At 67.5% G+C, this 24,601-nt stretch carries 14 protein-coding genes; 8 read left to right on the top strand and 6 right to left on the bottom strand.

Features of this window, described 5'->3' with window-relative positions; genetic code table 11:
- Window positions 1-1,046 precede the first annotated feature (1,046 nt).
- From KF833_18350 to KF833_18335, 4 genes are all read left to right on the top strand, one after another.
- Complete coding sequence (locus KF833_18350) at window positions 1,047-2,165, top strand: hypothetical protein (protein MBX3747274.1); 1,119 nt, start codon at window positions 1,047-1,049, stop codon at window positions 2,163-2,165.
- A 239-nt stretch (window positions 2,166-2,404) separates the two neighbouring features.
- Window positions 2,405-3,241, top strand: a complete 837-nt coding sequence (locus tag KF833_18345) for a DUF1080 domain-containing protein (GenBank protein MBX3747273.1) — start codon at window positions 2,405-2,407, stop codon at window positions 3,239-3,241.
- A 53-nt stretch (window positions 3,242-3,294) separates the two neighbouring features.
- Window positions 3,295-5,574 (top strand): PSD1 domain-containing protein, encoded by a 2,280-nt coding sequence (locus tag KF833_18340; GenBank protein ID MBX3747272.1) that lies wholly within the window; start codon window positions 3,295-3,297, stop codon window positions 5,572-5,574.
- A 9-nt stretch (window positions 5,575-5,583) separates the two neighbouring features.
- A complete protein-coding gene (locus KF833_18335; GenBank protein MBX3747271.1) occupies window positions 5,584-7,053 on the top strand; it encodes a DUF1501 domain-containing protein in 1,470 nt (489 codons plus the stop codon).
- A 94-nt stretch (window positions 7,054-7,147) separates the two neighbouring features.
- On the opposite strand, the gene rny is transcribed toward KF833_18335, so the two are convergent.
- Genes rny through KF833_18315 form a run of 4 tightly spaced genes read right to left on the bottom strand, consistent with a single transcriptional unit; the run spans window position 7,148 to window position 11,412 of the window.
- The gene (gene rny / locus KF833_18330; GenBank protein ID MBX3747270.1) at window positions 7,148-8,719 is read right to left on the bottom strand and encodes a ribonuclease Y; all 1,572 of its coding nucleotides are present in this window, start codon (window positions 8,717-8,719) and stop codon (window positions 7,148-7,150) included.
- Window positions 8,720-8,725: 6 nt separating this feature from the next.
- Entirely contained in the window at window positions 8,726-9,316 is a 591-nt protein-coding gene (locus KF833_18325; GenBank protein MBX3747269.1) for a 5-formyltetrahydrofolate cyclo-ligase, read from the bottom strand.
- 11 nt (window positions 9,317-9,327) lie between these two features.
- Window positions 9,328-10,755 (bottom strand): replication-associated recombination protein A, encoded by a 1,428-nt coding sequence (locus KF833_18320; GenBank protein ID MBX3747268.1) that lies wholly within the window; start codon window positions 10,753-10,755, stop codon window positions 9,328-9,330.
- 12 nt (window positions 10,756-10,767) lie between these two features.
- Window positions 10,768-11,412, bottom strand: a complete 645-nt coding sequence (locus KF833_18315) for a DUF1080 domain-containing protein (protein MBX3747267.1) — start codon at window positions 11,410-11,412, stop codon at window positions 10,768-10,770.
- Between the two features lie 621 nt (window positions 11,413-12,033).
- Here KF833_18315 and KF833_18310 point away from each other — a divergent pair.
- Window positions 12,034-13,611, top strand: a complete 1,578-nt coding sequence (locus KF833_18310) for a cation transporter (protein MBX3747266.1) — start codon at window positions 12,034-12,036, stop codon at window positions 13,609-13,611.
- Window positions 13,612-13,680: 69 nt separating this feature from the next.
- Here KF833_18310 and KF833_18305 read toward each other — a convergent pair whose 3' ends face one another.
- Window positions 13,681-15,594: a hypothetical protein gene (locus tag KF833_18305; GenBank protein MBX3747265.1), complete on the bottom strand. Its 1,914-nt coding sequence runs from the start codon at window positions 15,592-15,594 to the stop codon at window positions 13,681-13,683.
- Window positions 15,595-16,162: 568 nt separating this feature from the next.
- Between KF833_18305 and KF833_18300 the strand changes: the two genes are divergently transcribed.
- The 3 genes from KF833_18300 to KF833_18290 are packed head-to-tail and all read left to right on the top strand — an operon-like array spanning window position 16,163 to window position 23,588.
- Window positions 16,163-18,871 (top strand): bifunctional acetate--CoA ligase family protein/GNAT family N-acetyltransferase, encoded by a 2,709-nt coding sequence (locus tag KF833_18300; GenBank protein MBX3747264.1) that lies wholly within the window; start codon window positions 16,163-16,165, stop codon window positions 18,869-18,871.
- A 38-nt stretch (window positions 18,872-18,909) separates the two neighbouring features.
- Window positions 18,910-22,533, top strand: coding sequence for a pyruvate:ferredoxin (flavodoxin) oxidoreductase (gene nifJ / locus KF833_18295; protein MBX3747263.1), 3,624 nt, complete (start codon window positions 18,910-18,912; stop codon window positions 22,531-22,533).
- A 53-nt stretch (window positions 22,534-22,586) separates the two neighbouring features.
- Complete coding sequence (locus KF833_18290) at window positions 22,587-23,588, top strand: dihydroorotate dehydrogenase-like protein (GenBank protein MBX3747262.1); 1,002 nt, start codon at window positions 22,587-22,589, stop codon at window positions 23,586-23,588.
- Window positions 23,589-23,688: 100 nt separating this feature from the next.
- On the opposite strand, the gene KF833_18285 is transcribed toward KF833_18290, so the two are convergent.
- Window positions 23,689-24,477, bottom strand: coding sequence for a 1-acyl-sn-glycerol-3-phosphate acyltransferase (locus KF833_18285; protein ID MBX3747261.1), 789 nt, complete (start codon window positions 24,475-24,477; stop codon window positions 23,689-23,691).
- Window positions 24,478-24,601: the final 124 nt, after the last annotated feature.

Here is a 24,601-nt window from a genome sequence, read left to right as displayed (position 1 = left end):
CCCCGGGCAGAAGTCCCACCTCGCACACGACCCCGCCAGGGGTCGCAGCACCCATCCGCGGGATCCGAGCCGACTCGTACTCAGCCCGAAGGGCGGTACTCGTCCTCGTCCTCGAACCCGCAGGCACACCCCGGCCACCCCGCCGACCCCAAGGGTCTCCATCTCATTCTCATCCTTCCCCGTGTCTTCGTGCCTCCGTGAGAGGCTTCCTCGTCCATCACGTTTCGAGCACCAAACCCAGTCTTTCTTACCAGCGAATCAGCACCGGGCGGATCGTGGCGGCCATGCCCTCCTGAAATTGACTCCCGTTGATCATGGCCATAAGCCCCTCGAACGCACGGTCTTGGGCGGAAGATATCGATACAAACGCCCCGAAGGCGCACGGCGTTGCTGCCCCCATTTGGGGCACGTCGATACCGCCGCTGAAACTACAGGAAGACCTCAGAACCTCCGATTCAACACATGACATTCCGCACCGATCGAATCGCATGAAACTCGGAACCAAGGTCGTTTTCGCTGCATTGGGCGCCGTCGCCCTGGCCGTATCGGCCACCCTGCTAAAGCAAAAATTTGTAATCGAGCAACAGGGCGTCGATCTCACGGTCCAGGCCATGCGTGCCGCCGTCGTCGAAGCGGAAAACGTCCGCGAGAGCATCTCCCTGCTCGGCGAACGCGGTGCCTTCGATCGTCGCAAGCTCCTCGAGGAATACCGGCAATCCGGCGACCTGCGCGGCTCGACAATCTACCGGACGATTCCAGTCGTTGCGGCGTGGGAGGCGATCGCGAAGGCCGCCGAGGAGTCCGGCTTCGAGTTTCGCGTGCCCAAGAACCAGGCGCGCAATCCCGAAAACACTCCCACCGCTTCAGAAAGGGAGATCCTGAACATTCTCGAGCGCGGGGACGTACCCGAACTGGTGAAGATCGACCGGGAAGCCAACCAGATCGTGTACGCGCGCCCCATCCGGCTCACCCAGGATTGCCTGGCCTGCCATGGCGACCCGGCCACCAGTCCGACCGGCGACGGCAAAGACATCCTCGGATTCGCGATGGAAAACTGGAAGGCCGGCGAGGTGCATGGCGCCTTTGTCCTGAAGGCGGACCTCGCCCGCGTGGACGAAGTCGTCGCGGCAGGCATGGTGCAGAGTCTGTTCTGGGTTCTGCCCCTGTCCGGCGGCATCGGGCTCGGCTTCATGTTTCTCAACCGCCGCATGATCGTCGCTCCCTTGCGTGATGCCATCGCCCGGATACGGGGGGCCAGCGAACAGAACCTGGCCGCTGCGGCGCAGATCTCCGGAGCAAGCCAGAATCTGGCCGAAGGAGCCAGCCAGCAGGCGGCCTCGCTGGAGGAGACGAGCGCCTCTCTCGTGGAGATGGCGGGCACGACCCGCAAGAATGCCGACAGCGCCGACCACGCGAAGTCGCTCGCCGCAAGCACCAGCTCGGAGGCCGATGCGGGCACCCGGGAAATGGCGGCAATGACCGCCGCCATGGATGCCATCAAGGCGTCCAGCGACAACATTTCGCGCATCATCAAGACCATCGACGAGATCGCCTTTCAGACCAACATCCTGGCCCTCAACGCCGCCGTCGAAGCGGCCCGGGCCGGAGAGGCCGGTCAGGGATTCGCCGTTGTCGCCGACGAAGTGCGCAGCCTCGCCCAGCGCAGCGCCCAGGCCGCCCGAGAAACCGCCGAGCGCATCGGCGATTCGATCGAGAAAAGTTCCCATGGCGCCGGCCTCAGCGGGCAGGTCGCCGAACGGCTGGCCAGGATCGCGGAAAAGGCGAAGCAGCTCGACGGGGTCGTCGCCGAGATCGCGACCGCTTCCCGCGAGCAGTTGCAGGGCATCTCCCAGGTCAACACGGCCGTCGCCCAAATGGATCGCGTCACCCAGGGCAATGCCTCGGGCGCCGAGGAGACGGCCAGCGCCGCCGAGGAACTCAAAGCCCAGGCGGAGGAGACCAGGACGATCGTCTCGCACCTCGCAGCTCTCGTGGAGAACGAGGTCGCACAGGGGCAGGGCAGCATTCTTCCATCTGGGGTCGCCCTTCAGGACGTCACGCGCGCGACGCCGCGCACCGTTCCTCCCGCGTCGTGGGCGAAGAGGACCGCAACAAGATGCACCAGCAACGCGAGGGACGGATCTCCAAGATCGAAGGCAGGCTGAAGCAGAAACGCGGACTGCAAATGCGGTTCACCCTCCGCTGGCGCCTGAATTGATAATGCGGCCACATGCCTGTATCCACTGCCCATGAAGACGACCATTGAGCTTCCCGCCGAACTGCTTCATCGCGCCAAACATACCCTCCATCTCGGCGCCTTCCCGGCCCGTTGATCCGGCACGGATTCCACACGGCGTCACCTCCGGACTCGACCGGCACCCCGCCACGTCGCCATGCTGCCTCCATGCCCCGCATCCCTTCTCCCTCCCCCCTCTTCGAGGGCCGCCGTTCCCTCCACACCGCACGCGCCGCCATCCTCTTTGCCCTGACGTACGCCCTCCACGTTTCGTTCCCGACTGCCGCCGCCCCCGCCACCCTCGGCGTCGGAGCCCCGCCCCCGCCCGGAGCCGAGGTCCTCTTCGACGGCTCCCGCGCCATGCTGGACGAGAAGTGGACCTACTGGCAGGGACCCGGCTTCGCCTCCTCCCTCCCCATCCGCTGGAAGATCGTCGAAGACCCCGTGGACCCCGGAACCGTCGTCATGAGCGATGACCCCGCCGCCGCCGGGGGCCGCTACGGCGCCGCCGACATCGTGACCCAAAAGGAGTTCCGCGACTTCCGCCTCCATATCGAGTTCCTCGTGATGCAGCCCCGGGGCAACAGCGGCGTGTACCTCCAGAACCGCTACGAAATCCAGATCCTCGACGGCGACCGCACCCAGCACGGCATGGGCGCCGTCATCAACGAAACCCCCTCCCCCTATCACGCCTACAACGGGGTCGGGAAATGGAATGCCTACGACATCACCTTCCGCGCCGCGCGATTCCAGGACGGGCGCCGCACCGAACCCGCCCTCGTGACGATGTACTTCAACGGAATCAAGGTTCACACCAACCAGCCCATCAACCAGGTCTGGGGCGGCCCCCGCTCCGGTATCGACGGCGGCAACGACGGCGGCCGCGGCATCACCGACACCCCCGGCGGCCTCAAACTCCAGGCCGAGGGCCACGACGTCCGCTACCGCAACATCTGGATCCGCGAACTCGACCTCACCGAACGCGACACCGATTTCTCCGAATGACCGGACGATCCGGGGTTGCCTTCGGATCCTCTCTTTCTAAGGTGATTCCCATCATGCCCTTGATCCGGTGGTGCAGCCTCTGGCTCGGCCTCAACCTCGCATCCGCAATCGCAGCCCCGGACTACCTCTCCCAGATCAAGCCCCTCCTCACCGAGCACTGCACCGGCTGCCACGGCACCGACCAGCAGAAAGGTGACCTCCGCCTCGATACCGCCGCCGCCGCCCTCGCCGGCGGCGAATTCGGACCCGCCTACGTCCCCGGCAACCCGTCGGACAGTCTCCTCATCCAGGTCCTCGAAGATTCCCACGACGAGATCTCCCGGATGCCCTATCGCCGACCGGCGCTGTCCCCTGACATTGTCCAAGTCTTCCGAGAATGGATCGCCGCCGGTGCCCCCGCCCCCGCCGATGAAACCCCGGGAGGCCGGACGCACTGGGCCTTCCAGGCCCCCACGCCCCCGCCGCTCCCACCCGTCCGCGACACCGCCTGGGTCCGCAATCCCATCGACGCCTTCATTCTCGCCCGCCTCGAATCCCGCCAGCTCCATCCTTCGCCAGAAGCCGACCGCATCACCCTGTTGCGCCGCGTCGCCCTCGATCTCACCGGCCTGCCGCCCTCCCCGGAAGAGGTCGATGCGTTCCTCGCGGACTCCCGGCCGGACGCCTACGAACGGGCGGTCGATTCCCTCCTCCGCTCCCCCCACTACGGCGAACGCTGGGGCCGATGGTGGCTCGATGTCGCCCGCTACGCCGATTCCCACGGCTACAGCATCGACGCGCCCCGCTCGATCTGGCCCTGGCGCGACTGGGTGATCCGCGCCTTCAACGACGACCTCCCCTTCGATCGCATGACCGTCGAGCAACTCGCCGGCGATCTCCTCCCCGATGCCTCCCTCGACCAGCGCGTCGCCACCGGCTTCCACCGCAATACCCAGATCAACCAGGAGGGCGGCATCGATCCCGAACAGTTCCGCATCGAATCCGTCGTGGACCGCGTCAACACCACCGCCACCGCCTACCTCGGCCTCACCGTGGCCTGCGCCCAGTGTCACGACCACAAGTTCGATCCGATCTCCCACCGCGAGTACTTCCAGCTCTTCGCCTTCTTCAATAACCAGGACGAACCCGGACTGCCCCTGCCCAACCCCGCCCAGCAGGCCGCCCTCGCCGATCACCGCCGCCACGTCAGCGAACTCGAAGCCGCCCTCGCCGCCCTCGCCGAGCACGAGGCAGAGGACGTCGCCACCCGTCGCCAGGCCCTCGAACGCCAACTCGCCGCGCTCCGCCGCAAAGCCCCGCCGGTCACCACCACCATGGTCCTCACCGAACGCGCCGAACCCCGCGAATCCTACATCCACATCCAGGGCGACTTCACCCGGCGCGGCCCCGATGTCCAGCCCGGCACTCCCGCCATCCTTCATCCCCTCCGGCCCAACCCGACCCACGACGGTTCCGCCCGCCCCCCCAACCGCCTCGACCTCGCACGCTGGATCGTCGATCCCGCCAACCCCCTCACCGCCCGCGTCACCATGAACCGGGTCTGGCAGCAGTACTTCGGGCGCGGCCTCGTCGAGACCGAGAACGACTTCGGCACCCAGGGCTCGCCCCCCTCCCATCCCGACCTGCTCGACTGGCTGGCCATCGAGTTCCAATCCCGCGACTGGAGCCTCAAGGCCATGCACCGCCTCATCGTCTCCTCCGCCACCTATCGCCAGTCCTCCCGCGCCCGGCCCGACCTCGCCGACATCGACGCCTCCAACCGGCTGCTCGCCCGCCAGAAACGCCTCCGCCTCGATGCCGAAATCATCCGCGATGTCGCCCTCGTCGCCTCCGGCAAACTTCATCCCGCCATCGGCGGCCCCGGCGTCTTCCCGCCCCAACCCGACGGCGTCATGAACCTCGGCCAGTCCCGCCGCCCCTGGACCCCCAGCGAAGGTCCCGACCGCTACCGGCGCGGCCTCTACACCTACTTCTGGCGCGCCACCCCGCACCCGGCCCTCACCGTCTTCGACGCCCCCGACTCCTTCAGCGCCTGCACCCGCCGTCCCCGCTCCAACACCCCTCTCCAGGCCCTCACCCTCCTGAACGACCACGCCTTCGTCGAACTCGCCCAGGCCCTCGCCGAACGTCTCCGCCATCTCCCCGCCGAACACGACGACCAGCGCCTCACCCACGCCTTCCGCCTCTGCCTCGCCCGTCCACCCTCCCCCACCGAACTCGATCGCCTCCGCGATCTCCTCGCACTGGAATCCCGCGACCACGGCCCCTCCGCCGCCTGGGACACCGTCGCCCGTGTGCTCCTCAACCTCGACGAAACCATCACCCGCGAATAGTCCCCCGGAATGACCCCGTCCGCCCCCCTCCCCTCCCTCGAAACCGCCCTCGCCCGCGTCACCCGCCGGCACTTCTTCGGGCGTTGCGGTCTCGGTCTCGGCTCGCTCGCCCTGGCCTCCCTCCTCGACCGTCGTTCCCTGCTCGCCGCACCCCCGGCCGCCGATCATCCGCTCGCCGTCCGCCCCGGACACTTCCCCGCGCGGGCGCGCAACGTGATCTACCTGTTCATGGCCGGCGGCCCCTCCCAGCTCGAGCTGTTCGACTACAAACCCCGCCTCAATGACCTCAACGGCCAGGCCATCCCCGACTCCTATCTCGAAGGCAAACGCTTCGCCTTCATGGACAGTTCGTTCCAGAACAAGTCCACCCTCCTCGGCACCAAACGCGCCTTCCGCCAATGGGGCGACTCCGGCATGTGGGTCTCCGAACTCTTCCCCCACACCGCCCGCATCGTCGATGACATCACCCTGATCCGCTCCTGCGCCACCGACGCCTTCAATCACGCCCCCGCCAAACTCTTCCTCAACACCGGCTCCGCCCAGTTCGGCCGCCCCAGCATGGGCTCCTGGATCACCTACGGCATCGGCAGCGAGGCCGACAACCTCCCCGGCTTCGTCGTCCTCCAAAGCGGTCCACGCGGGCCCCGCGGCGGCGGCGTCAACTGGGGCAGCGGCTTCCTCCCCACCGCCTACCAGGGCGTCCCCCTCCGCAGCCGCGGCGAACCCATCCTCAACCTCACCACCCCCGACGGCGTCGAACCCGACCGCCAGCGCCGCGCCATCGAGGCCATCAACGACCTCAACCTCCAGCGCCTCGTCGAAACCGGCGACCCGGAAATCGCCACCCGCATCGCCGCCTACGAAATGGCCTACCGCATGCAGACCAGCGCCCCGGAAGCCACCGACCTCGCCGGCGAATCCAAGGCCACCCTCGACCTCTACGGCATCCAGGACGACCGCCCCTCCTTCGCCCGTAACTGCCTCCTCGCCCGCCGCCTCGTCGAACGCGGCGTCCGCTTCGTCCAGCTCTACCACACCAACTGGGACAGCCACGGCGGCCCCGGCGAGAACCTCGAGGACGATCTCGAAAAAGTCTGCCTCGACGTGGACCAGGGCCAGGCCGCCCTCGTCCGCGACCTCAAGGCCCGCGGTCTCCTCGATGACACCCTCGTCATCTGGGGCGGCGAATTCGGCCGCACGCCCATGGGCGAAAGCCGCGAGAAAACCGGCCGCAACCATCACATCGACGCCTTCACCACCTGGATGGCCGGCGGCGGCGTCAAGGCCGGCCACGTCCACGGCGAAACCGACGAACTCGGCTTCGGCGTCGTCCGCGACCGCGTCCATGTCCACGACCTCCATGCCACCCTCCTGCACCTCCTCGGCCTCGATCACCTCAAGCTGACCTTCCGCTTCCAGGGTCGCGACTTCCGCCTCACCGACGTCCACGGCAATATCATCACCGAACTCCTCGCCTGACCCCCCCACCTTCCCACCTCCCCGGAGGGACGAGCTCCGCGAGTCCGCTTCCCACCTCCCCACACCAACCCCCTCCACGAACCCACCTCCCCGCCTACTTCGCGTACTCCACGCAACGCGTCTCCCGGATCAACGTCACCCGTATCTGCCCCGGATACTGCAAATCGTCCTCGATCTTCCGGCAGATCGTTCGCGCCAGCTGGAAACTGGCGGTGTCGTCCACCACCTCCGACCGCACGATCACCCGCAATTCCCGACCCGCCTGGACCGCAAAGCACTTCTCCACGCCCTCAAACGACCGGCCCAGCCGTTCAAGATGCTCCACCCGCTTCAAATAGGTCGCCATCGTCTCCGATCGCGCCCCGGGACGTGAGGCGCTGATGGCATCCGCCGCGCTCACCAGCACTCCCAGCGGCCCCTCGGAATCCACCTCCTGATGATGCGACGCCACCGCGTTCACAATCGCGGGATCCTCTCCGTGCCGCCGCAGCAACTCGGCCCCCACCAGCGCGTGCGGACCCTCGACCTCGTGGCTCACCGCCTTCCCAATGTCGTGCAACAGTCCCGACCGCTTCGCCGCCTCCACCCCGACCCCCAGCTCCGCCGCCAGCAATCCGCACAGGTGCGCCACCTCGATGGAGTGATCCAGGATGTTCTGCGAGTAGCTGTGACGAAACCGCAGCCGCCCCAGCAACCGCATCGTCTCCACGTGCAGCGGCGCCAGCCCCACCCGCGTGACCGCCTCCTCCCCCAGCCGGAGAATGCTGTCCTCCATCTCCTTCTGGACCTGCGCCACCACCTCCTCGATCCGCGTGGGATGAATCCGTCCATCGGCGATCAGCCGCGACATCGATTCCCGCGCCACCGCCCGCCGCACCGGATCGAACCCCGAGATCACCACCGCGTTCGGCGTGTCATCGATCAGCACCGTCACCCCCGTCGCCGTCTCGAAGGCCCGGATGTTCCGGCCTTCCCTCCCGATGATGCGCCCCTTCACCTCGTCGCTGTGGATCGCCACCGAAGTCGTGGTGCTCTCAAAGGTGTACTCCCCGGCATAACGCTGCACCACCGTCGCCAGAATCCGACGCGCCTTCTCCTCCGCCCGGAACTGCGCCTCCTCGAGCACGTGCCGGACCCGCTCCGCCGCCTCGCGCTCAGCCTCGCTCTGCACCCGCTCCATCACCCGCTCCCGCGCCTCCTCGGGCGTCAGGCGCGCCACCCGCCCCAGTTCCTCCTTCAACTGCTCGCAGAGCCGGCCGTGATCCTCCGCCCGCCGGTCCAGTTCCAGACGCTGCCGGTGCAACTCCTCCGCCCGACCCCGCAACCGTTCCTCCTCCACCGCCAGCCGTTCCAACTGCTGGTTCACCAGCCGCTCCCGCTCCCCGATCCGCCGGTCAATATCCTCGAGCTCCAGACGACGCCGCGCCTGGTGCTGATCCGCCTGCTCCCGCAGCTTGTGGACCTCCTCGTTCGCCAGCAGCCGCGCCTCCCGCGTGATCGATTCCGCCTCCTTGCGCGCCGCCGCCAGCAATCCCTCCGCCTTCTCCTCCATCTCCCGCCGCAGTCGCACCGTCTCCCGACGGTGATGCACGAAGAGAAGCACCGAGCCCGCCGCCAGAAGCCCGGCGCCGCCTATCAGCAGGTTGACCGATACCGCCGGATCCATGGTTCGTCAGCACCCGCCAGGCTTCACCGTCCACCATCGCCCGGGGGTCACCACCACCTGCACGTTCACGTCATGGGGCTCGGACGGCACCTCGGCCACGAGTTGTCCGTCAAAACCGACGCCCCAGCGGCGCGCCCGCCGCGCACGGATTAACAGGCGGTCGAAATGCCCTCTGCCCCTGCCCAGTCGCCGCCCGCCAAAGTCGAAGGCTAGGCCCGGAACCAACACCAAGTCCAGTCGTTCAAGGTTCACCGCCTCCGCCTCCGCCGCCGGCTCAATCACCCCGTCCGGACCCCGCTGCCACGCCGCGTCCGGCGTCCACCGCGCCGCATCGTACTCGCCCCGGTCCCGGTTCCATCGCGGCACCCCCACCACCCTGCCGCCCGCCACCGCCGCCCGCATCGCCTCCGTGACCTCCGGCTCCGAAGGCAGCGCCAGATACCCCAGCACCACCCCCGCCCCCGCCCATTCCTCCGATCCCTGCAGCCGCAGGCAGACCGCCGCGGATCCGTCCCGCCTTTCCTCCAACCCCATCCCCGACAGACGCTCCCGCATCGCCTGCCGCAACGCCCGCTTCGCCTCGGCAACGCCCCCCATCGCGCCAGCGCTCAACCCGGCCCCCCCTGCCCCCGCGCCGCCTCGAACTGCGCGCGCCATTGCGCCACCCGGTCCCGGATCTTCTTCTCGAATCCCTGCTCCGTCGGCTCGTAGTAACGCCGGCTCGACCCCAGGTAATCCTGCGCCACGAAATGTCCCTCGTGCCCGTGCGCGTAGGCGTACCCCACCCCATGGCCCAGCCGCTCCGCCCCCGCATAATGCCCGTCCCTCAAATGCTCCGGCACCGGCAGCGTCCGGCCCGACCGCACGTCCTCCAGCGCCGCATCGATCGCCACGATCGACGAGTTGCTCTTGGGCGCCGTCGCCAGGTACACCGTCGCCTCCGCCACCGGAATCCGCGCCTCCGGCCACCCCACAAACTCCGCCGCCTGATGGGCCGCCACCGTCACCATCAGTCCCATCGGATCCGCCAGCCCGATGTCCTCCGCCGCCAGAATCATCAGCCGCCGCGTGATGAACCTCGGGTCCTCCCCCGCATGAATCATCTTCGCCAGCCAGTACAGCGCCGCGTCCGCGTCGCTTCCACGCACCGACTTGATGAAGGCCGAGATGGTGTCGTAATGCGCATCCCCGTCCCCGTCGTACACCACCGCCTTCCGCTGGATGCACTGCTCCGCCACCGCCAGATCCACCCGGATGATCCCCTCCCCGTCCGGCGGCGTGGTCAGTACCGCAATCTCCAGCGAGTTCAGCGCCTTGCGGCCGTCGCCGTCCGATACCCGCGCCAGGTGCGACAGCGCCCCGGCATCCGCCTGCACCCGCAGATGTCCCAATCCCCTCTCCTCATCCCCAAGGGCCCGCTCCAGCAATCCCCGGATCGCCTCCTCGTCCAGCGGCCGCAATTCGAAGATCTGCGAACGCGACACCAGCGGCGCGTTCACGAAGAAGAAAGGATTGTGCGTCGTCGCTCCGATGAGCCGTACCACTCCCGCTTCGACATCCGGCAGCAGCACGTCCTGCTGCGCCTTGTTGAACCGGTGGATCTCGTCGATGAACAGCAGCGTCGATTCGCCCGCATTCGCCAGACGGTTCGATGCCGTCGCCAGAATCCGCCGGATGTCCGCCACGTTCGATTCCACCCCGCTCAACCGCTCGAACCGGCACCGCGTCTGCCGCGCAATGATCTGCGCCAGCGACGTCTTCCCCGTCCCCGGCGGACCGTAGAACAACACCGACTGCACCCGGTCCGCTTCAATCGCCCGTCGCAACAACTGGCCCGGCGCCAGGATGTGCCGCTGCCCCGCGTACTCCTCCAGCGTCCGGGGCCGCATCCGTGCCGCCAAGGGTGCCGGACGCGCCGTCCGCCGCTCGCCCCCCTCAAACCCTCCTGATGCCCCAGCCTCCGGCCCGCCCCCCGCCCCTGTCCCGGCGGGTCGCGCCGGTGTCGGCGAAGCGGCAAAAAGGTCGGCTTGGCCCATGGCGGCACCCCTTCATTCCAGCTTCCGCAACCAGATGTTCCGGAACCGGACCGGGTTGCCGTGGTCCTGCAGATGCAACGGGCCCTTCGCGACAACCCCGCGTCCCGGTGCCGCCGTCGTCGCACCGCCCGTGATCGGCACCCGGTCCAGCACCAGCACGCCGTTGTGGAACACCGTGAAGGATCCGGGAATCACCGCGCCGTCCTCTCCCACCTTCGGCGCCCGAAATACAATGTCGTACGTCTGCCATTCCCCCGGCCGCTTCGAGGCGTTCACCAGCGGTGCCGCAATTCCATAGAACGCCGCCGCCTGCCCCGTGGGCGCGGTCGGGTTCTCAAAGGAATCCAACACCTGGATCTCATACCGCCCCTGGAAGTACACCCCGCTGTTCCCCCTCCCCTGATCCTGCCCCGTCACCTCCGCCGGCGCAGCCCACTCGATGTGCAGTTGGATGTCGCCGAATTCCTCCCGGGTCGTGATCCCCCCGCCCCGCACCTCCGCGTATCCGTTCTCCACCTTCCACGCCGGCGCACTGCCCCGCGGCCCCACCCACGCCGACAGGTCCCGCCCATCGAACAACACCACGGCGTCCGATGGCGGCGGCGCCCCATGACTGAACGTCGCCCCTGGCGTCACCACCCGCGGCTCCTCCGACATCGCACTCATCCCCAACCCCAGTCCGATGATCAGTCCCATCCCAATCAGTCTCCTGCCGGGTCCGGTTCCAGAAATCCATTTGCGTCGGTCCATGCCCGGACATTGCCGCTGCGCCCCGCCCACCTGCCATCAAAATGCTGCCCCCCCTTGGAAGGCGGGCGCATCCCAGGTTCTTGGAACTCGCCCAAGCCATTCCTCGTGGGGACTCGTGCCCAGCCCGAAGGACGGTACTCGTCCCCGCCCTCGAACCCGCAGGCACACCTCTCGGAAGGACGAGCTCCGCGAGTCCTCCATCCACGGCACCGCCCCCCTTCAGCCTCCTCGAACCCGGCCCTCCAGATGTACCCACCCGGCTCCACCTTTCGGAGGGACAAGCTCCGCGAGTCCGGGATGCACGGTTTGAAGGTCCGCGTCCTTGCCAGAAGCTCCGGATCGAGGGCCGTTGACCAAGTCCCGTGTCTCCCCGTTCGGTGTCCCGGCTTCAGCCGGCCACAGCCCCGCTGCAGCTCCCGGCTCCGGCTACCCACCAGGAAACCGCTGACATCCAACAACGCCGCTTGATTCTCCCAACCCGCACGCTACAACGAACGGGTCGTCCTGAACTCAGTTCTGATACAAACCATGAAAAAGCCCCTGTCGATCGCGTTGGCGTCGGCGGCCTTCCTGGCCCTCCAGGTTAGCCTCCATGCCAATCCGGCTCCGTGTCCCGATGCCAAGCCGGCCGTTGAAGCCACCTCCGTCAAAGCCGACTGTACGGCCAAGTCCGACTGCGCCGCCACTGAGGCGACTTCCACCGAGGCCAAGGCCGACTGCGCCAAGACCGAGGCCACCTCCGCCAAGGCTGACTGCGCGGCCAAGTCCGACTGCGCCGCCACCGAGGCGACTTCCACCGAAGCCAAGGCCGACTGCGCCGCCACCGAGGCGACATCCACCGAGGCCAAGGCCGACTGCTCCAAGACCGAGGCCACCTCCGCCAAGGCTGACTGCGCGGCCAAGTCCGACTGCGCCGCCACTGAGGCGACCTCCGCCGAGGCCAAGTCCGACTGCTCCAAGACCGAGGCCACCTCCGCCAAGGCTGACTGCGCTGCCAAGTCCGATTGCGCCGCCACCGAGGCGACCTCCACCGAGGCCAAGGCCGACTGCGCCAAGACCGAGGCCACCTCCGCCAAGGCTGACTGCGCTGCCAAGTCCGACTGCGCCGCCACCGAGGCGACCTCCACCGAGGCCAAGGCCGACTGCGCCAAGACCGAGGCCACCTCCGCCAAGGCTGACTGCGCTGCCAAGTCCGATTGCGCCGCCACCGAGGCGACCTCCGCCGAGGCCAAGGCCGACTGCTCCAAGACCGAAGCCACCTCCGCCAAGACCGAGTGCTCCGCCACCGAGGCAACCTCCACCGAAGCCAAGGCCGACTGCTCCAAGACCGAAGCCACCTCCGCCAAGTCCGACTGCTCCGCCACCGAGGCAACCTCCGCCGAAGCCAAGGCCGACTGCTCCAAGACCGAAGCCACCTCCGCCAAGGCCGAGTGCTCCGCCACCGAGGCAACCTCCACCGAAGCCAAGGCTGACTGCGCCAAGACTGAAGCCACCTCCGCCAAGTCCGACTGCTCCGCCACCGAGGCAACCTCCGCCGAAGCCAAGGCCGACTGCGCCAAGACTGAAGCCACCTCCGCCAAGTCCGACTGCTCCGCCACCGAGGCAACCTCCGCCGAAGCCAAGGCCGACTGCTCTGCCACCGAGGCAACCTCCGTCCAGGCGAAGGACGCCGCCACCTGCGACGCCTCCAAGGGTCAGCACGTGATGTTGAAGGTCAAAGGGGCTGACTGCGCGGAGACCCTGAAGAAGAACCTGACCCGCCTCGACGGTGTCAGCGACGTGGCCACCTGCGATTCCAGCAAGTTCACCAAGGTCACCTTCAGCAAGGAGAAGGTTTGCACGGACAAGATCATGGCCACGCTGAAGGACGCCGGCTACAAGGTGGAAGCGCAACGTGTCACCTACGCCGTGAACGGCCTGGCCTGCGGTGCCTGCTCCTCCAAGGTCAGCAAGGCCCTCACCCAGGTGACGGGCGTCGTGGAATCCAAGGTCTCCCACGAAGGCAAGAAGGCCGTGGTGGACTTCGATCCGAACAAGATCTCGGCGGCGAAAGTGATGGCGGCCATCGAGGCGAGTGGCTTCAAGGCGACGGAAGCGATCAACTGAAGTTCCCTCCCCGGGGGTCGATCAACCCATCGAGGGCGCCCTTCCCCAGGGCGCCCTTTTTTTGTGCCCTCATCGCCCAGTCGGGTCCATCCGGTCGAAGCCAACGTGGTGACGGATCAGGGCGAAGAACGAGAAGGGATCGACGACATCGATCGGCAGATCCGGATGATCTTCGCGCAGACGGCGGGACACTTCCGCGTACCAGCGCGGCGACTTGAGAATGCTGCGAGCCCAAAGAAACCCGGGTTGACCTGGGGTGCGGGCGCGCGCGCTCTCGACAACAACGCGGACGGCGGCGTCCACGCCATCCGGAAGATCCCGCTCGGGACACGCAGGGACACCTGCGCGCAATCTGGGACCCGGATCGAAGTGCGTGCCAAAACCGTCGGGGCTGAACGATCGGAAGCGGGCGAACTCGACGTCGGTGGAGGCTCCCGCCGAACCGTCCAGAATGAACCCCGTGATGCTGAGATCCCATCGTCGAAAACGGGGTTGGCAGTAGGCTTCCCACGCGGCCAGTGCTGGGGGCAACCCGGAGTCCGGGCGGTGGGTCAGAGCCCTGGGGTTGAGGTACCCCGCCCCGGAATTGCCCGCGATGAAATAGTCGTTGGTCGTGGCACGGACGCGGGCGTAGGCAAGGGCCTGCGGGGCGCGATCGGCCAGGCCAGGATTGAAGGCCCAGCCCAGCGGAACCTCGCCAAGGTGCGGGTCGTGGAAGAAGGCAGGCACGGACTTGTACAGCCAGGAGGGCGCGTCGTAGTCGCCGACGTAGTGGCCGACAAAAAAGCGGGGAGCCATACGCCCATCGGCATCGATCCATCCACGCCTCCGCATATCGTCCTCCGAAGGGGGACGGGCAGGCTGCGGATACCGGGGGAGCAGAGGGAAGTGGGTGTGGAATGAGGCGTTGGCCATGGCTCCCAGCCCGGCGGCGTCGGCCTCCTTGTAGGCATTGAACTGGGAGATCAGACGGGTGAACTCCCACTCCGTGGGAACCGGCTCGTGCCTGCCAGCCCCACCGTGGGTCGTGTACTTGAAGGGCCATGGAGGAAACCCGCCGATCTTCACGATGCCCCCGCCGGCGCGGTCGTGGAGCCGACCGAGAATGGTCAGCAGGGTTTCGCGGTCGGACCCAATCGGCTGCGACGGTTCGTCGATGGGCGTTTCATCGCCCCAGGGGCATAGATCGAAGAAGAAGGCTTGGCGGGAGATGAACCAGTCGTGGTTGGACAGGGTATGCATGTCGGCCCCGGCTCGACGGGCCTCGCGCAGCCACCATGCGTCCAGGTAATGAGCCCCAAGTGCATTCGCCTGGGGATGTCGCGGATGAAGCCATGTCTCAAGAGCCCATCGGTATGCATCATTCTTCGGGCTTGGCCCCTTGAAACGTGGGGAACCGTCCGGTTCCACCAACCAGCGGCGTACCGGCAGGCCGCGATCCCGTGTCAGGCGCTGGTACAGGGACTGGGGATGCGGATCCCAGCGGACCGGCAGAAGACCCTCGATGCCCGCAGCCGTGGACGCGAGGTTGGACGTCGCCGGAACCTCGCCGTCGTACACCACCAGCCCCTCATACACCTCTCGAAACGTGTCCAGCACCGCATCGAGATCGGCAAGGGGCCTCACGTCGGCGTCCGCCAGCCAGCCGCCGGGCTCGCGATACCAGTCCCACCAGAAGCGGTCGGTCTCGATCCCCCATTCGCGGCAGAAGAACAGATACAGGCTCGGCCGACCCCGGTTCGCGAGACCCTGAAGCGCCGCCAGAACATGCAGGCTGTCCCACGCGTCTCGCCTCGCGGCTTCGTCTTCAAGATCGATCCGCCGCCATTGCGTGGCGTCGAACGTGTGGATCGCCCCGGTCACGGACGACGCCATCGCCGGAAGTCCGTTCGATCGCCCGGCCTCGACAGCGCCGGAGGCAAGGGAAGGCAGGACCGTGATGACCGCGACCGCAAGCATCCTTCGGAGCGCAGCAGGACTCATGACCCCATCCATGAATCGGGCGGCCGTGAGGCGTCAAGATTGCCGGGATCGGTCACCGCAAACGTCATGCATCCCGAAGTTGTGGGGAGAGGTGCGCATTTCGCGAAACGTCGTCTCGGAGGGCCGACTTCCACGAGCCCGCTGCGGAGTTGGTGCAATGGATTGCGGACTCGATGAGCTCGTCCCTCCAATTCGCTGCCGCCCCACCCACAACTCCGGGATGCACCACCGCAAACGCAGGTGCTCCACCACGTCGGACCGATGAGCCCGGAAGCCCGGAAGACCTGAAGCCTAACCCCTCCCTCATCCCGCCCCGTCGATCCGTGCACCGCAAGTTCCGGTCAGGGTTGAACAATCCCGGTAGAGCCCGCCCCGGCTTTCACACCGATCCTCCTCCCGCCGTCAGGGTCGGACCTCACCCGGACGGTTGCCAGAGCGTCCCGATGCGCGCACGCCACTCACCCTCAACCCGGCGGTGCCACGATCCCAACCGCCCCATCCCGCGCATGGCCCGCGTGACCCCTCCCCCAAGGTGAAGGCCGCCCCCCCATCGCCCGCGCCGCATCCCATCGAGATCCCGAATGGACACGGTGGCGCCCTCGATGCCCTGCTGGCCCCGCGCACCATCGCCCTCGTCGGCGCGTCGGAACGTCCCGATAGCCCCGGTCATGCGCTCTGGAACAACCTCGCCTCCTTTCCCGGCTCCGTCTTCCCCGTTCACCCCGCTCATCGGTCCGTCTTCGGAAGACCCTGCGCCCCGCGCGTCTCCGCCATCGGTCAACCCGTGGACCTCGCGATCGTCGTTGCCCCTGCCCGCACCGTCCCGGAGACCATTGCCGACTGCGCCCGCACTCAGGTCCGGGCCGCCCTCATCCTCACCCCGGAATCCCCCAAACCCCACGTCCCGCCCGCCCAGTGGCATGAGGCCATCCGCAGCGCCGCACGCCCCGCCCGCATGCGGATCCTCGGCCCCAGCGCCCTCGGAATCCTCATCCCCTCCCGTTCATACCACGCTTCCCTCCTCCCCGGAAAGGCCCGCCCCGGTAATGTCGCCTTCCTCACCCAAAGCGCCGCCCTCTGCGCCTCGGTGCTCGACTGGAGCCAGCGGGAACACGTCGGTTTCAGCGGTGTCGTCTCCATGGGTTCGATGATCGATGTCGGCTGGGGTGACCTCATCGATTACTTCGGAGACGATCCTCATACCCGCAGCATTGTCCTCTGCATGGGCCCCCTCGGGGACGCCCGTCGCTTCCTCTCCGCTGCCCGCGAAGTCGCCCTCGCCAAACCCGTCATCGCCATCAAGACCGGCCGGGGCACCGCCCTTCCCGACACCCACAGCGCCGCCTCGTACCCCACCCTCCACCAGGGCGACGAAGTCCTCGATGCCGCCTTTCGCCGCGTCGGTATCCTCCGCGTCCCCACCCTCGCCGAACTCTTCGACATGGCGGAAACCCTCGGCAAACAACCGCGCCCCGCCGGCCCCAGACTCGCCATCCTCACCAATGCCCTCTGCCCCGGCGTGCTCGCCAACGATGCCCTCCTCGCCGCCGGTGGCGAACCCGCCGCCCTCAATCCGGAAAGCCTGGTCGCCCTCGAATCCCTGGGTGCCACCCTCGATGCACCCGGTTCCCCCATCGACCTCCGCAATCACGCCACCCCCGAAACCTTCGCCAGTGCCCTCGAAACCGTCGCCGCCGACCCCGGCAACGACGGCGTCCTCGTCATCCTCACCCCTCAGTGGAAAACCGACCCGATGGGCACCGCCAAGGCCATCCGCAAGGCCGCCCGCCCCCCCTCCAAACCCGTCCTCGTAAACTGCATGGGCGGCCGCACCGTCGAAGGCGCCCGCCGTGCCCTCAATGAGGCCGGCTTTCCCACCACCGACTACCCCGACGCCGCCGCCGCCGCCTTCTGCCACATGTGGCGCTACAGCTACCACCTCCGGTCCCTGTACGAAACGCCCCTCCAGGATCCCGCCGCCCCCGGCGATGCCCCCACCGACCGCGGTCGCGCCACCGTCATCCTCGACGAAGCCCTCCATGCCGACCGTACCCTCCTCACCGAGGTCGAATCCAAGGCCGTCCTCGCCAGCTACGGCATCCCGGTCGTCCCCACCCAGGTCGCCCTCAGCGCCAGTGACGCCGTCAAACTCGCCAACCGCATCGGTTACCCCGTGGTCGTTAAACTCTTCTCCCAAACCCTCACCCACAAAACCGAGGTCGGCGGCGTCCAGCTCAACCTCGGCAATCCCGTCGCCGTCCGCGAAGCCTGGCGCTCCATCGAAACCCACGTCATCGAACGCGCCCACCGCAACGACTTCCTCGGCGTCACCGTTCAACCCATGGTCGTCCACAACGGCTGCGAACTCCTCCTCGGCAGCCGCCTCGACCTCGACTTCGGTCCTGTCCTCGTCTTCGGCACCGGCGGACCCTGGACCGATGTCTTCCGCGATCGCGCCCTCGCCCTCCCCCCGCTCACCCATACCCTCGCCCTGCGCTGGATCGAACAAACCCGCGCCTTCCAAGGCCTCCGTGCCCAACGCACCCGGCGCCCCGTCAACCTCCCCGCCCTCCAGTCCCTCCTCGTCCGCTTCAGCTACCTCGTCCTCGAACAACCCCGCATCGCCGAAATCGACATCAATCCCCTCATCGCCGACGCCGATACCCTCGCCGCCGCCGATGCCCGTATCGTCCTTCATCCGCCCGGCACCGACCTCGATTCCCTCCCACGCCCCGCCATCCGCCCCTACCCCTCCCGATACGTCCTGAAACGCTCCCTCAAGGACGGCACCCCGGTCGTCATCCGACCCATCCTCCCCGAGGACGAACCCCGCATCGTCGCCTTCCATAAGACCCTCTCGGACCGCAGCGTCTACAATCGCTACTTCGTCCCCCTCAAGCTCAGCGAACGCATCGCCCACGAACGCCTCGTCCGCGTCTGCTTCAGCGACTACGATCGCGAAATCCCCCTCGTCACCGAGTTCCGTCCCGCTCCCGCCGCCCCCGCCCAAATCATCGGTATCGGCCGCCTCAGCAAGGAACACCTCCTCGACCAGGCCGAATTCGCCATCGTCATCTCCGACGCCTGGCAGGGCCGCGGCCTCGGCCGTCAACTCCTCGAACTCCTCATCCAGATCGCCCGCGACGAGAAACTCCCCCGCCTCTTCGGGCATATCCTCGTCGGGAATCGCGAAATGCAGCACGTCTGCCGCAAACTCGGATTCCGCATCCGCCATCGCCCCGGCGACAGCGATTGCCTCGCCGAACTCCCGCTCTAAGGTCCCCGCCAACCCAACCGCCCACCGCCCATCCCCATATGACCCCCAACCGCTTCTACACCCTCGACGGCAATGAGGCCGTCGCCCGCGTCGCCTACCCCCTCAGCGAGGTCATCGCCATCTACCCCATCACCCCGTCCTCCCCCATGGGCGAATGGGCCGATGCCTGGGCCAGCGCCGATCAACCCAACCTCTGGGGTACCGTCCCTTCCGTCATCGAAATGCAGTCCGAAGGCGGTGCCGCCGGAGCCATCCATGGCGCCCTCCAGACCGGCACCCTCGCCACCACCTTCACCGCCTCCCAGGGGCTCCTCCTCATGCTCCCCAACATGTTCAAGATCGCCGGGGAACTCACCCCCGCCGTCTTCCACATCGCCGCCCGTTCCCTCGCCGCCCAGGGCCTCTCCATCTTCGGCGATCATTCCGATGTCATGGCCGCCCGCTCCACCGGCTGGGCCATGCTCTGCTCCAATTCCGTCCAGGAAGCCCACGACCTCGCCCTCGTCGCCCACGCCGCCACCCTCGAATCCCGCATCCCCTTCCTCCACTTCTTCGATGGCTTCCGTACCTCCCATGAGGTCGCCAAAATCGAAACCCTCCCCGACGACGTCCTGCGCGCCATGATCGACGAATCCCTCGTCAGCGATCACCGCGCCCGTGCCCTCTCCCCCGACCGCCCCGTCCTCCGCGGTACCGCCCAAAACCCCGACGTCTATTTCCAGGCCCGCGAAACCGTCAACCCGTTCTACCAGCGCTGCCCCGGCATCGTGCAGGCCGCCATGGACCGCTTCGCCTGCCTCACCGGACGCCAGTACCGCCTCTTCGAATACGTCGGCGCCCCGGACCCCGAACGCGTCGTCATTCTCATGGGCTCGGGCTGCGAAACCGCCCACGAAACCGTCGATTACCTCGTCGCCCGCGGCGAGAAAGTCGGCCTCCTCAAAGTCCGCCTCTACCGCCCCTTCGACACCGCCGCCTTCCTCGCCACCCTCCCCGCCTCCACCCGCGCCATCGCCGTCCTCGATCGTACCAAGGAACCCGGCGCCGCCGGCGATCCCCTCTACCTCGATGTCGTCCATGCCCTCTTCCAAAACCCCTCCCGCTCCACCCCCTTCCCCCGCGTCGTCGGTGGGCGCTACGGCCTTTCCTCCAAGGAGTTCACTCCCGCCATGGTCCATGCCGTCCTCGATCACCTCACCCACCCCGAACCCAAAAACCCCTTCACCGTCGGCATCCTCGACGACGTCTCCCATACCAGCCTCGATGTCGATCCCGACCTCTCCATCGAACCCGATGACGTCCGCCGCGCCGTCTTCTACGGCCTCGGCGCCGATGGCACCGTCGGTGCCAACAAGGAAAGCATCAAGATCATCGGCGAAAACACCGACCACTACGCCCAGGCCTACTTCGTCTATGACTCCAAGAAGTCCGGCGCCGTGACCATCTCCCACCTCCGCTTCGGACGCCGCCCCATCCGCTCCACCTACCTCATCTCCCAGGCCCAGTTCGTTGCCTGCCACCAGCCCGTCTTCCTCCAACGCTTCGACCTCACCGAAGCCCTCGCCCCCGGCGGCACCCTCCTCCTTAATACCCCCTGGACCCCCGGGGACGTCTGGAACCACCTCCCACGCCCCCTCCAGGAAGGCCTCATCTCCCGCCGCGCCCGCCTCTATACCATCGACGCCACCCGCGTCGCCCGCGATGCCGGCATGGGCGGTCGCATCAATACCATCATGCAGACCTGCTTCTTCGCCGTCTCCGGGGTCCTCCCCCGCGAGGAAGCCATCCACGCCATCAAGGACTCCATCCGCCATACCTACGGCCGCAAAGGCGAGGAGATCGTTCAGATGAACCTACGCGCCGTGGACAGCACCCTCGATCACCTCTTCGAAATCCCCCTCCCCGCCACCCCCTCCTCCACCGCCACCCTGCGCCCCCCCGTCCCCCCCGAAGCACCCCCCTTCGTCCGCAATGTCCTCGGCCCCATCATCGCCGGCCGCGGCGATCGTGTCCCCGTCAGCGCCCTCCCCGCCGACGGCACCTTCCCCACCGGCACCGCCCGCTGGGAGAAACGCAACCTCGCCCTCGAAATCCCCGTCTGGGATCCCTCCATCTGCATCCAGTGCGGCAAGTGCGTCTTCGTCTGCCCCCACGCCGTCATCCGCAGCAAAGTCTGCAATCCCGCACGCCTCGCCGATGCCCCGCCCGACTTCCTCGCCGCCCCCTCCCGCATCCCCATCTGGAAGGGACTCCAGTTCACCCTCCAGGTCTCTCCCGAGGACTGCACCGGCTGCGCCCTCTGTGTCGATATCTGCCCCGCCCGCAGCAAGTCCGAGGCCCGGCGAAAAGCCATCCACATGACGCCCCTCGATCCCGATCACGATGCCGGCAACCGGCACTGGGACTACTTCCTCAAACTCCCCGAGTTCGACCGGCGCCGCCTCTCCACCGCCTCCGTCCGCGAAATGCAGGTCGCCGAACCCCTCTTCGAGTTCTCCGGCGCCTGCTCCGGCTGCGGCGAAACCCCCTACCTCAAACTCCTCACCCAGCTCTTCGGCGACCGACTCATCATCGCCAATGCCACCGGCTGCTCTTCCATCTACGGTGGCAACCTCCCCACCACCCCCTACGCCCCCAACGCCGAAGGACGCGGCCCCGCCTGGTCCAATTCCCTCTTCGAAGACAATGCCGAGTTCGGTCTCGGCTTCCGCGTCTCCCTCGATAAACAACGCGAGTTCGCCCTCGAACTCGTCGGTCATCTCGCCCCCAAAATCGGCGACGCCCTCGCCCGCCGCCTCCTCACCAACCCCCAGAAGGACGAAGCCGACCTCCACGACCAACGCGAGAACGTCGCCGCCCTCAAACAAGTCCTCGCGTCCCTCGACTCCCCCGAGGCCATCCGCCTCGCCGCCCTCGCCGACCATCTCGTCCGCAAAAGCGTCTGGGTCGTCGGCGGCGACGGCTGGGCCTACGACATCGGCTACGGCGGCCTCGACCACGTCCTCGCCAGCGGTCGTAATGTCAAGATCCTCGTCCTCGATACCGAGGTCTATTCCAACACCGGCGGCCAGATGTCCAAATCCACCCCGCGCGGCGCCGTGGCCAAGTTCGCCGCCGGCGGAAAACCCCTCGGCAAAAAAGACCTCGGCATGATCGCCATGCAGTACGGTCACGCCTACGTCGCCTCCGTCGCCATGGGCGCCAAGGACGAACACACCCTCCGCGCCTTCCTCGAAGCCGAGGCCTTCGACGGACCCGCCCTCATCATCGCCTACAGCCATTGCATCGCCCACGGCATCGACATGGCCGCCGGCCTCCGCCACCAGAAAGCCGCCGTCCAGACCGGTCACTGGCTCCTCTACCGCTATCACCCCGACCACGCCGCCAACGGCACCAACCCCCTCCACCTCGACTCCCCCCAACCCCACCTCCCCCTCGGCGACTACCTCCAGTCCGAAAACCGCTTCCGCATGCTCTCCAAGAGCCACCCCGACGCCGCACGCGACCTCTTCAAGCGCGCCCAGGCCGATGCCCACGCCCGCTTCTCCCTCTACCGCCAGCTCGCCTCCCGCGAGTTCACCCCCGTCCGGCCTGACGCCGCCTCCCCCCAGGGCACCGGCAATGGCAACGGCGACAACCCCCAGGAACCCGGCGCCGACTGAACCCCAACCCCCCACCCCCCTTCCCATCCCTCCAACGCCAACCCCCTCCCCACATGGACCTCGCCACGCGCTACCTCGGGCTCCGCCTCAAATCCCCCCTCGTCCCCAGTGCCTCCCCGCTCTCCGAGGACCTCGACAACATCAAGCGCCTCGAGGACGCCGGCGCCGCCGCCATCGTCCTCTACTCCATCTTCGAGGAACAGATCCGCCTCGAACGCCACGAACTCCATCATCACCTCACCCAGGGCACCGAAAGCTACCCCGAGGCCCTCAGCTACTTCCCCGATCCCGCCGAACTCTTCATCGGCGCCGAGGACTACCTCCGCCACATCCAGCGCGCCAAGGCCGCCACCGTCATCCCCATCATCGCCAGCCTCAACGGCTCCACCCTCGGCGGCTGGACCGACTTCGCCCGCCAGATCCAGCAGGCCGGCGCCGATGCCATCGAACTCAACCTCTACCACATCCCCACCCGACCCGATCAGCCCGGCGCCGATATCGAACGCCAGTACGTCGAGGTCCTCCGCGCCGTCAAAGCCGCCGTCCAGATCCCCGTCGCCGTCAAAGTCAGCCCCTTCTTCACCAACTTCGCCCACATGGCCGCCCAGTTCGATGCCGCCGGCGCCGCCGGCCTCGTCCTCTTCAACCGCTTCTACCAGCCCGATATCGAACTCGAATCCCTCGAGGTGGTCCCCCACGTCATGTACTCCACCCCCATGGCCATGCGCCTCCCCATGCGCTGGATCGCCATCCTCTACGAACGCGTCGGCGCCGACCTCGCCGCCACCAGCGGCATCCACCGCGGCACCGACGCCCTCAAAATGCTCATGGCCGGCGCCAGCGTCGCCATGCTCTGCTCCGCCCTCCTCCGCCACGGCATCAAACATCTCCGCGTCATCGAACAGGAAATGCGCGAGTGGATGAACGAACACGAATACAGCTCCGTGGAACAACTCAAGGGCAGCCTCAGCCAGAAATACTGCGCCGACCCCTCCGCCTTCGAACGCGCCCAATACCTCCGCGCCGTCGGCGTCCGTACCCTCCGCCAGCTCTGATCGAAATCGCCATCGCCACCCGTCTCCATCCCCTGCCGCCCAAAAACGGACCCCCTCAACGCCCAAACTTTCGTGCATATGCACGAAAGTTTGGGCGTTTTTAGAGCGCGGCGCCGCTCCCGCCCGCAACCGCCCCCACCCCGCCCCAACCCTCCTCCCGCAGCCGGCAAACCGCCTCGTGCAATCCCCGGCTCAATGCCTTCCGGTCCCCAGCCCCCACCAGCGGTTCCCCGTATCGCACCCGCCCCACCACCCGCCCCCGTGCCAGCAGGTTCAAAAAGTGCGGCACAAACGTCATGTCCCGCCAGTACGCGACATCCTCCGCCACGGTCCCCTCATCCACTTCGTACGAAATCCACGCCGGCGTCACCGGCCACCCCCGCGCCGCCGCCGGTTCCAGCAGCGATGACCCGAACGCCAGCACCCGGTCCCCCCCCGTGCTCGTCCCCTCCGGAAACAACGTCACCACCGTGCCCGCCTCCACCATCGGCTCGATCGCCCGGCCAATCGCCGCCACCTGCCCCCGCGCCTCCCGCTTCAGAAACAACGTTCCCCCGCAGCGCGCCAGCGTCCCCAGCCCGGGCCAATACCGCACCTCCGCCTTCGACACAAACACCATCGGCCCCGTCGCCGCCAGCACCGGAATGTCCAGGTAGCCCAGATGATTGCAGACCACCAACCCCCGCCCCGGCACCCGACCCGCATGCTCCATCCGCATCCCCATCGCCGGCAACACCCGCCGGCTGGTCCCGTGCATCCAGGCAGCGCGCCGCGCCGGTTCGTCCCTCCCCTCCACGCGACGCCGCTCCTTCCTTTGCCCCATCACCGCACCCGTCGTAATCCATAGGAACGCCCCCAACCGCCGAAGGACCCGAATCGGATGACGCATCACCGCCCGCACCCCCCCATGCTAGCAACCGCCCCGACAAGGAGCCAAGACACGGCCCGTCACCCCCCCCAGCTCCCGTGCATCCCGAAGTTGTGGGTGAGGAGGCAGCAAATCGGAGGGACGA

The organism is Verrucomicrobiia bacterium (assembly GCA_019634625.1).
Classification (GTDB): domain Bacteria; phylum Verrucomicrobiota; class Verrucomicrobiia; order Limisphaerales; family CAIMTB01; genus CAIMTB01.
This window is presented reverse-complemented; position numbering and strand designations above follow the sequence as displayed.

Coding starts and splice junctions, on each gene's coding strand:
- KF833_18310 (MBX3747266.1), top strand. CDS start 12,034: ATGAAAAAGCCCCTGTCGATCGCGTTGGCGTCGGCGGCCTTCCTGGCC.
- KF833_18305 (MBX3747265.1), bottom strand. CDS start 15,594: ATGAGTCCTGCTGCGCTCCGAAGGATGCTTGCGGTCGCGGTCATCACG.
- KF833_18320 (MBX3747268.1), bottom strand. CDS start 10,755: ATGGGCCAAGCCGACCTTTTTGCCGCTTCGCCGACACCGGCGCGACCC.
- KF833_18345 (MBX3747273.1), top strand. CDS start 2,405: ATGCCCCGCATCCCTTCTCCCTCCCCCCTCTTCGAGGGCCGCCGTTCC.
- KF833_18335 (MBX3747271.1), top strand. CDS start 5,584: ATGACCCCGTCCGCCCCCCTCCCCTCCCTCGAAACCGCCCTCGCCCGC.
- rny (MBX3747270.1), bottom strand. CDS start 8,719: ATGGATCCGGCGGTATCGGTCAACCTGCTGATAGGCGGCGCCGGGCTT.
- nifJ (MBX3747263.1), top strand. CDS start 18,910: ATGACCCCCAACCGCTTCTACACCCTCGACGGCAATGAGGCCGTCGCC.
- KF833_18285 (MBX3747261.1), bottom strand. CDS start 24,477: ATGCGTCATCCGATTCGGGTCCTTCGGCGGTTGGGGGCGTTCCTATGG.
- KF833_18315 (MBX3747267.1), bottom strand. CDS start 11,412: ATGTCGGAGGAGCCGCGGGTGGTGACGCCAGGGGCGACGTTCAGTCAT.
- KF833_18340 (MBX3747272.1), top strand. CDS start 3,295: ATGCCCTTGATCCGGTGGTGCAGCCTCTGGCTCGGCCTCAACCTCGCA.
- KF833_18290 (MBX3747262.1), top strand. CDS start 22,587: ATGGACCTCGCCACGCGCTACCTCGGGCTCCGCCTCAAATCCCCCCTC.
- KF833_18350 (MBX3747274.1), top strand. CDS start 1,047: ATGGAAAACTGGAAGGCCGGCGAGGTGCATGGCGCCTTTGTCCTGAAG.
- KF833_18325 (MBX3747269.1), bottom strand. CDS start 9,316: ATGGGGGGCGTTGCCGAGGCGAAGCGGGCGTTGCGGCAGGCGATGCGG.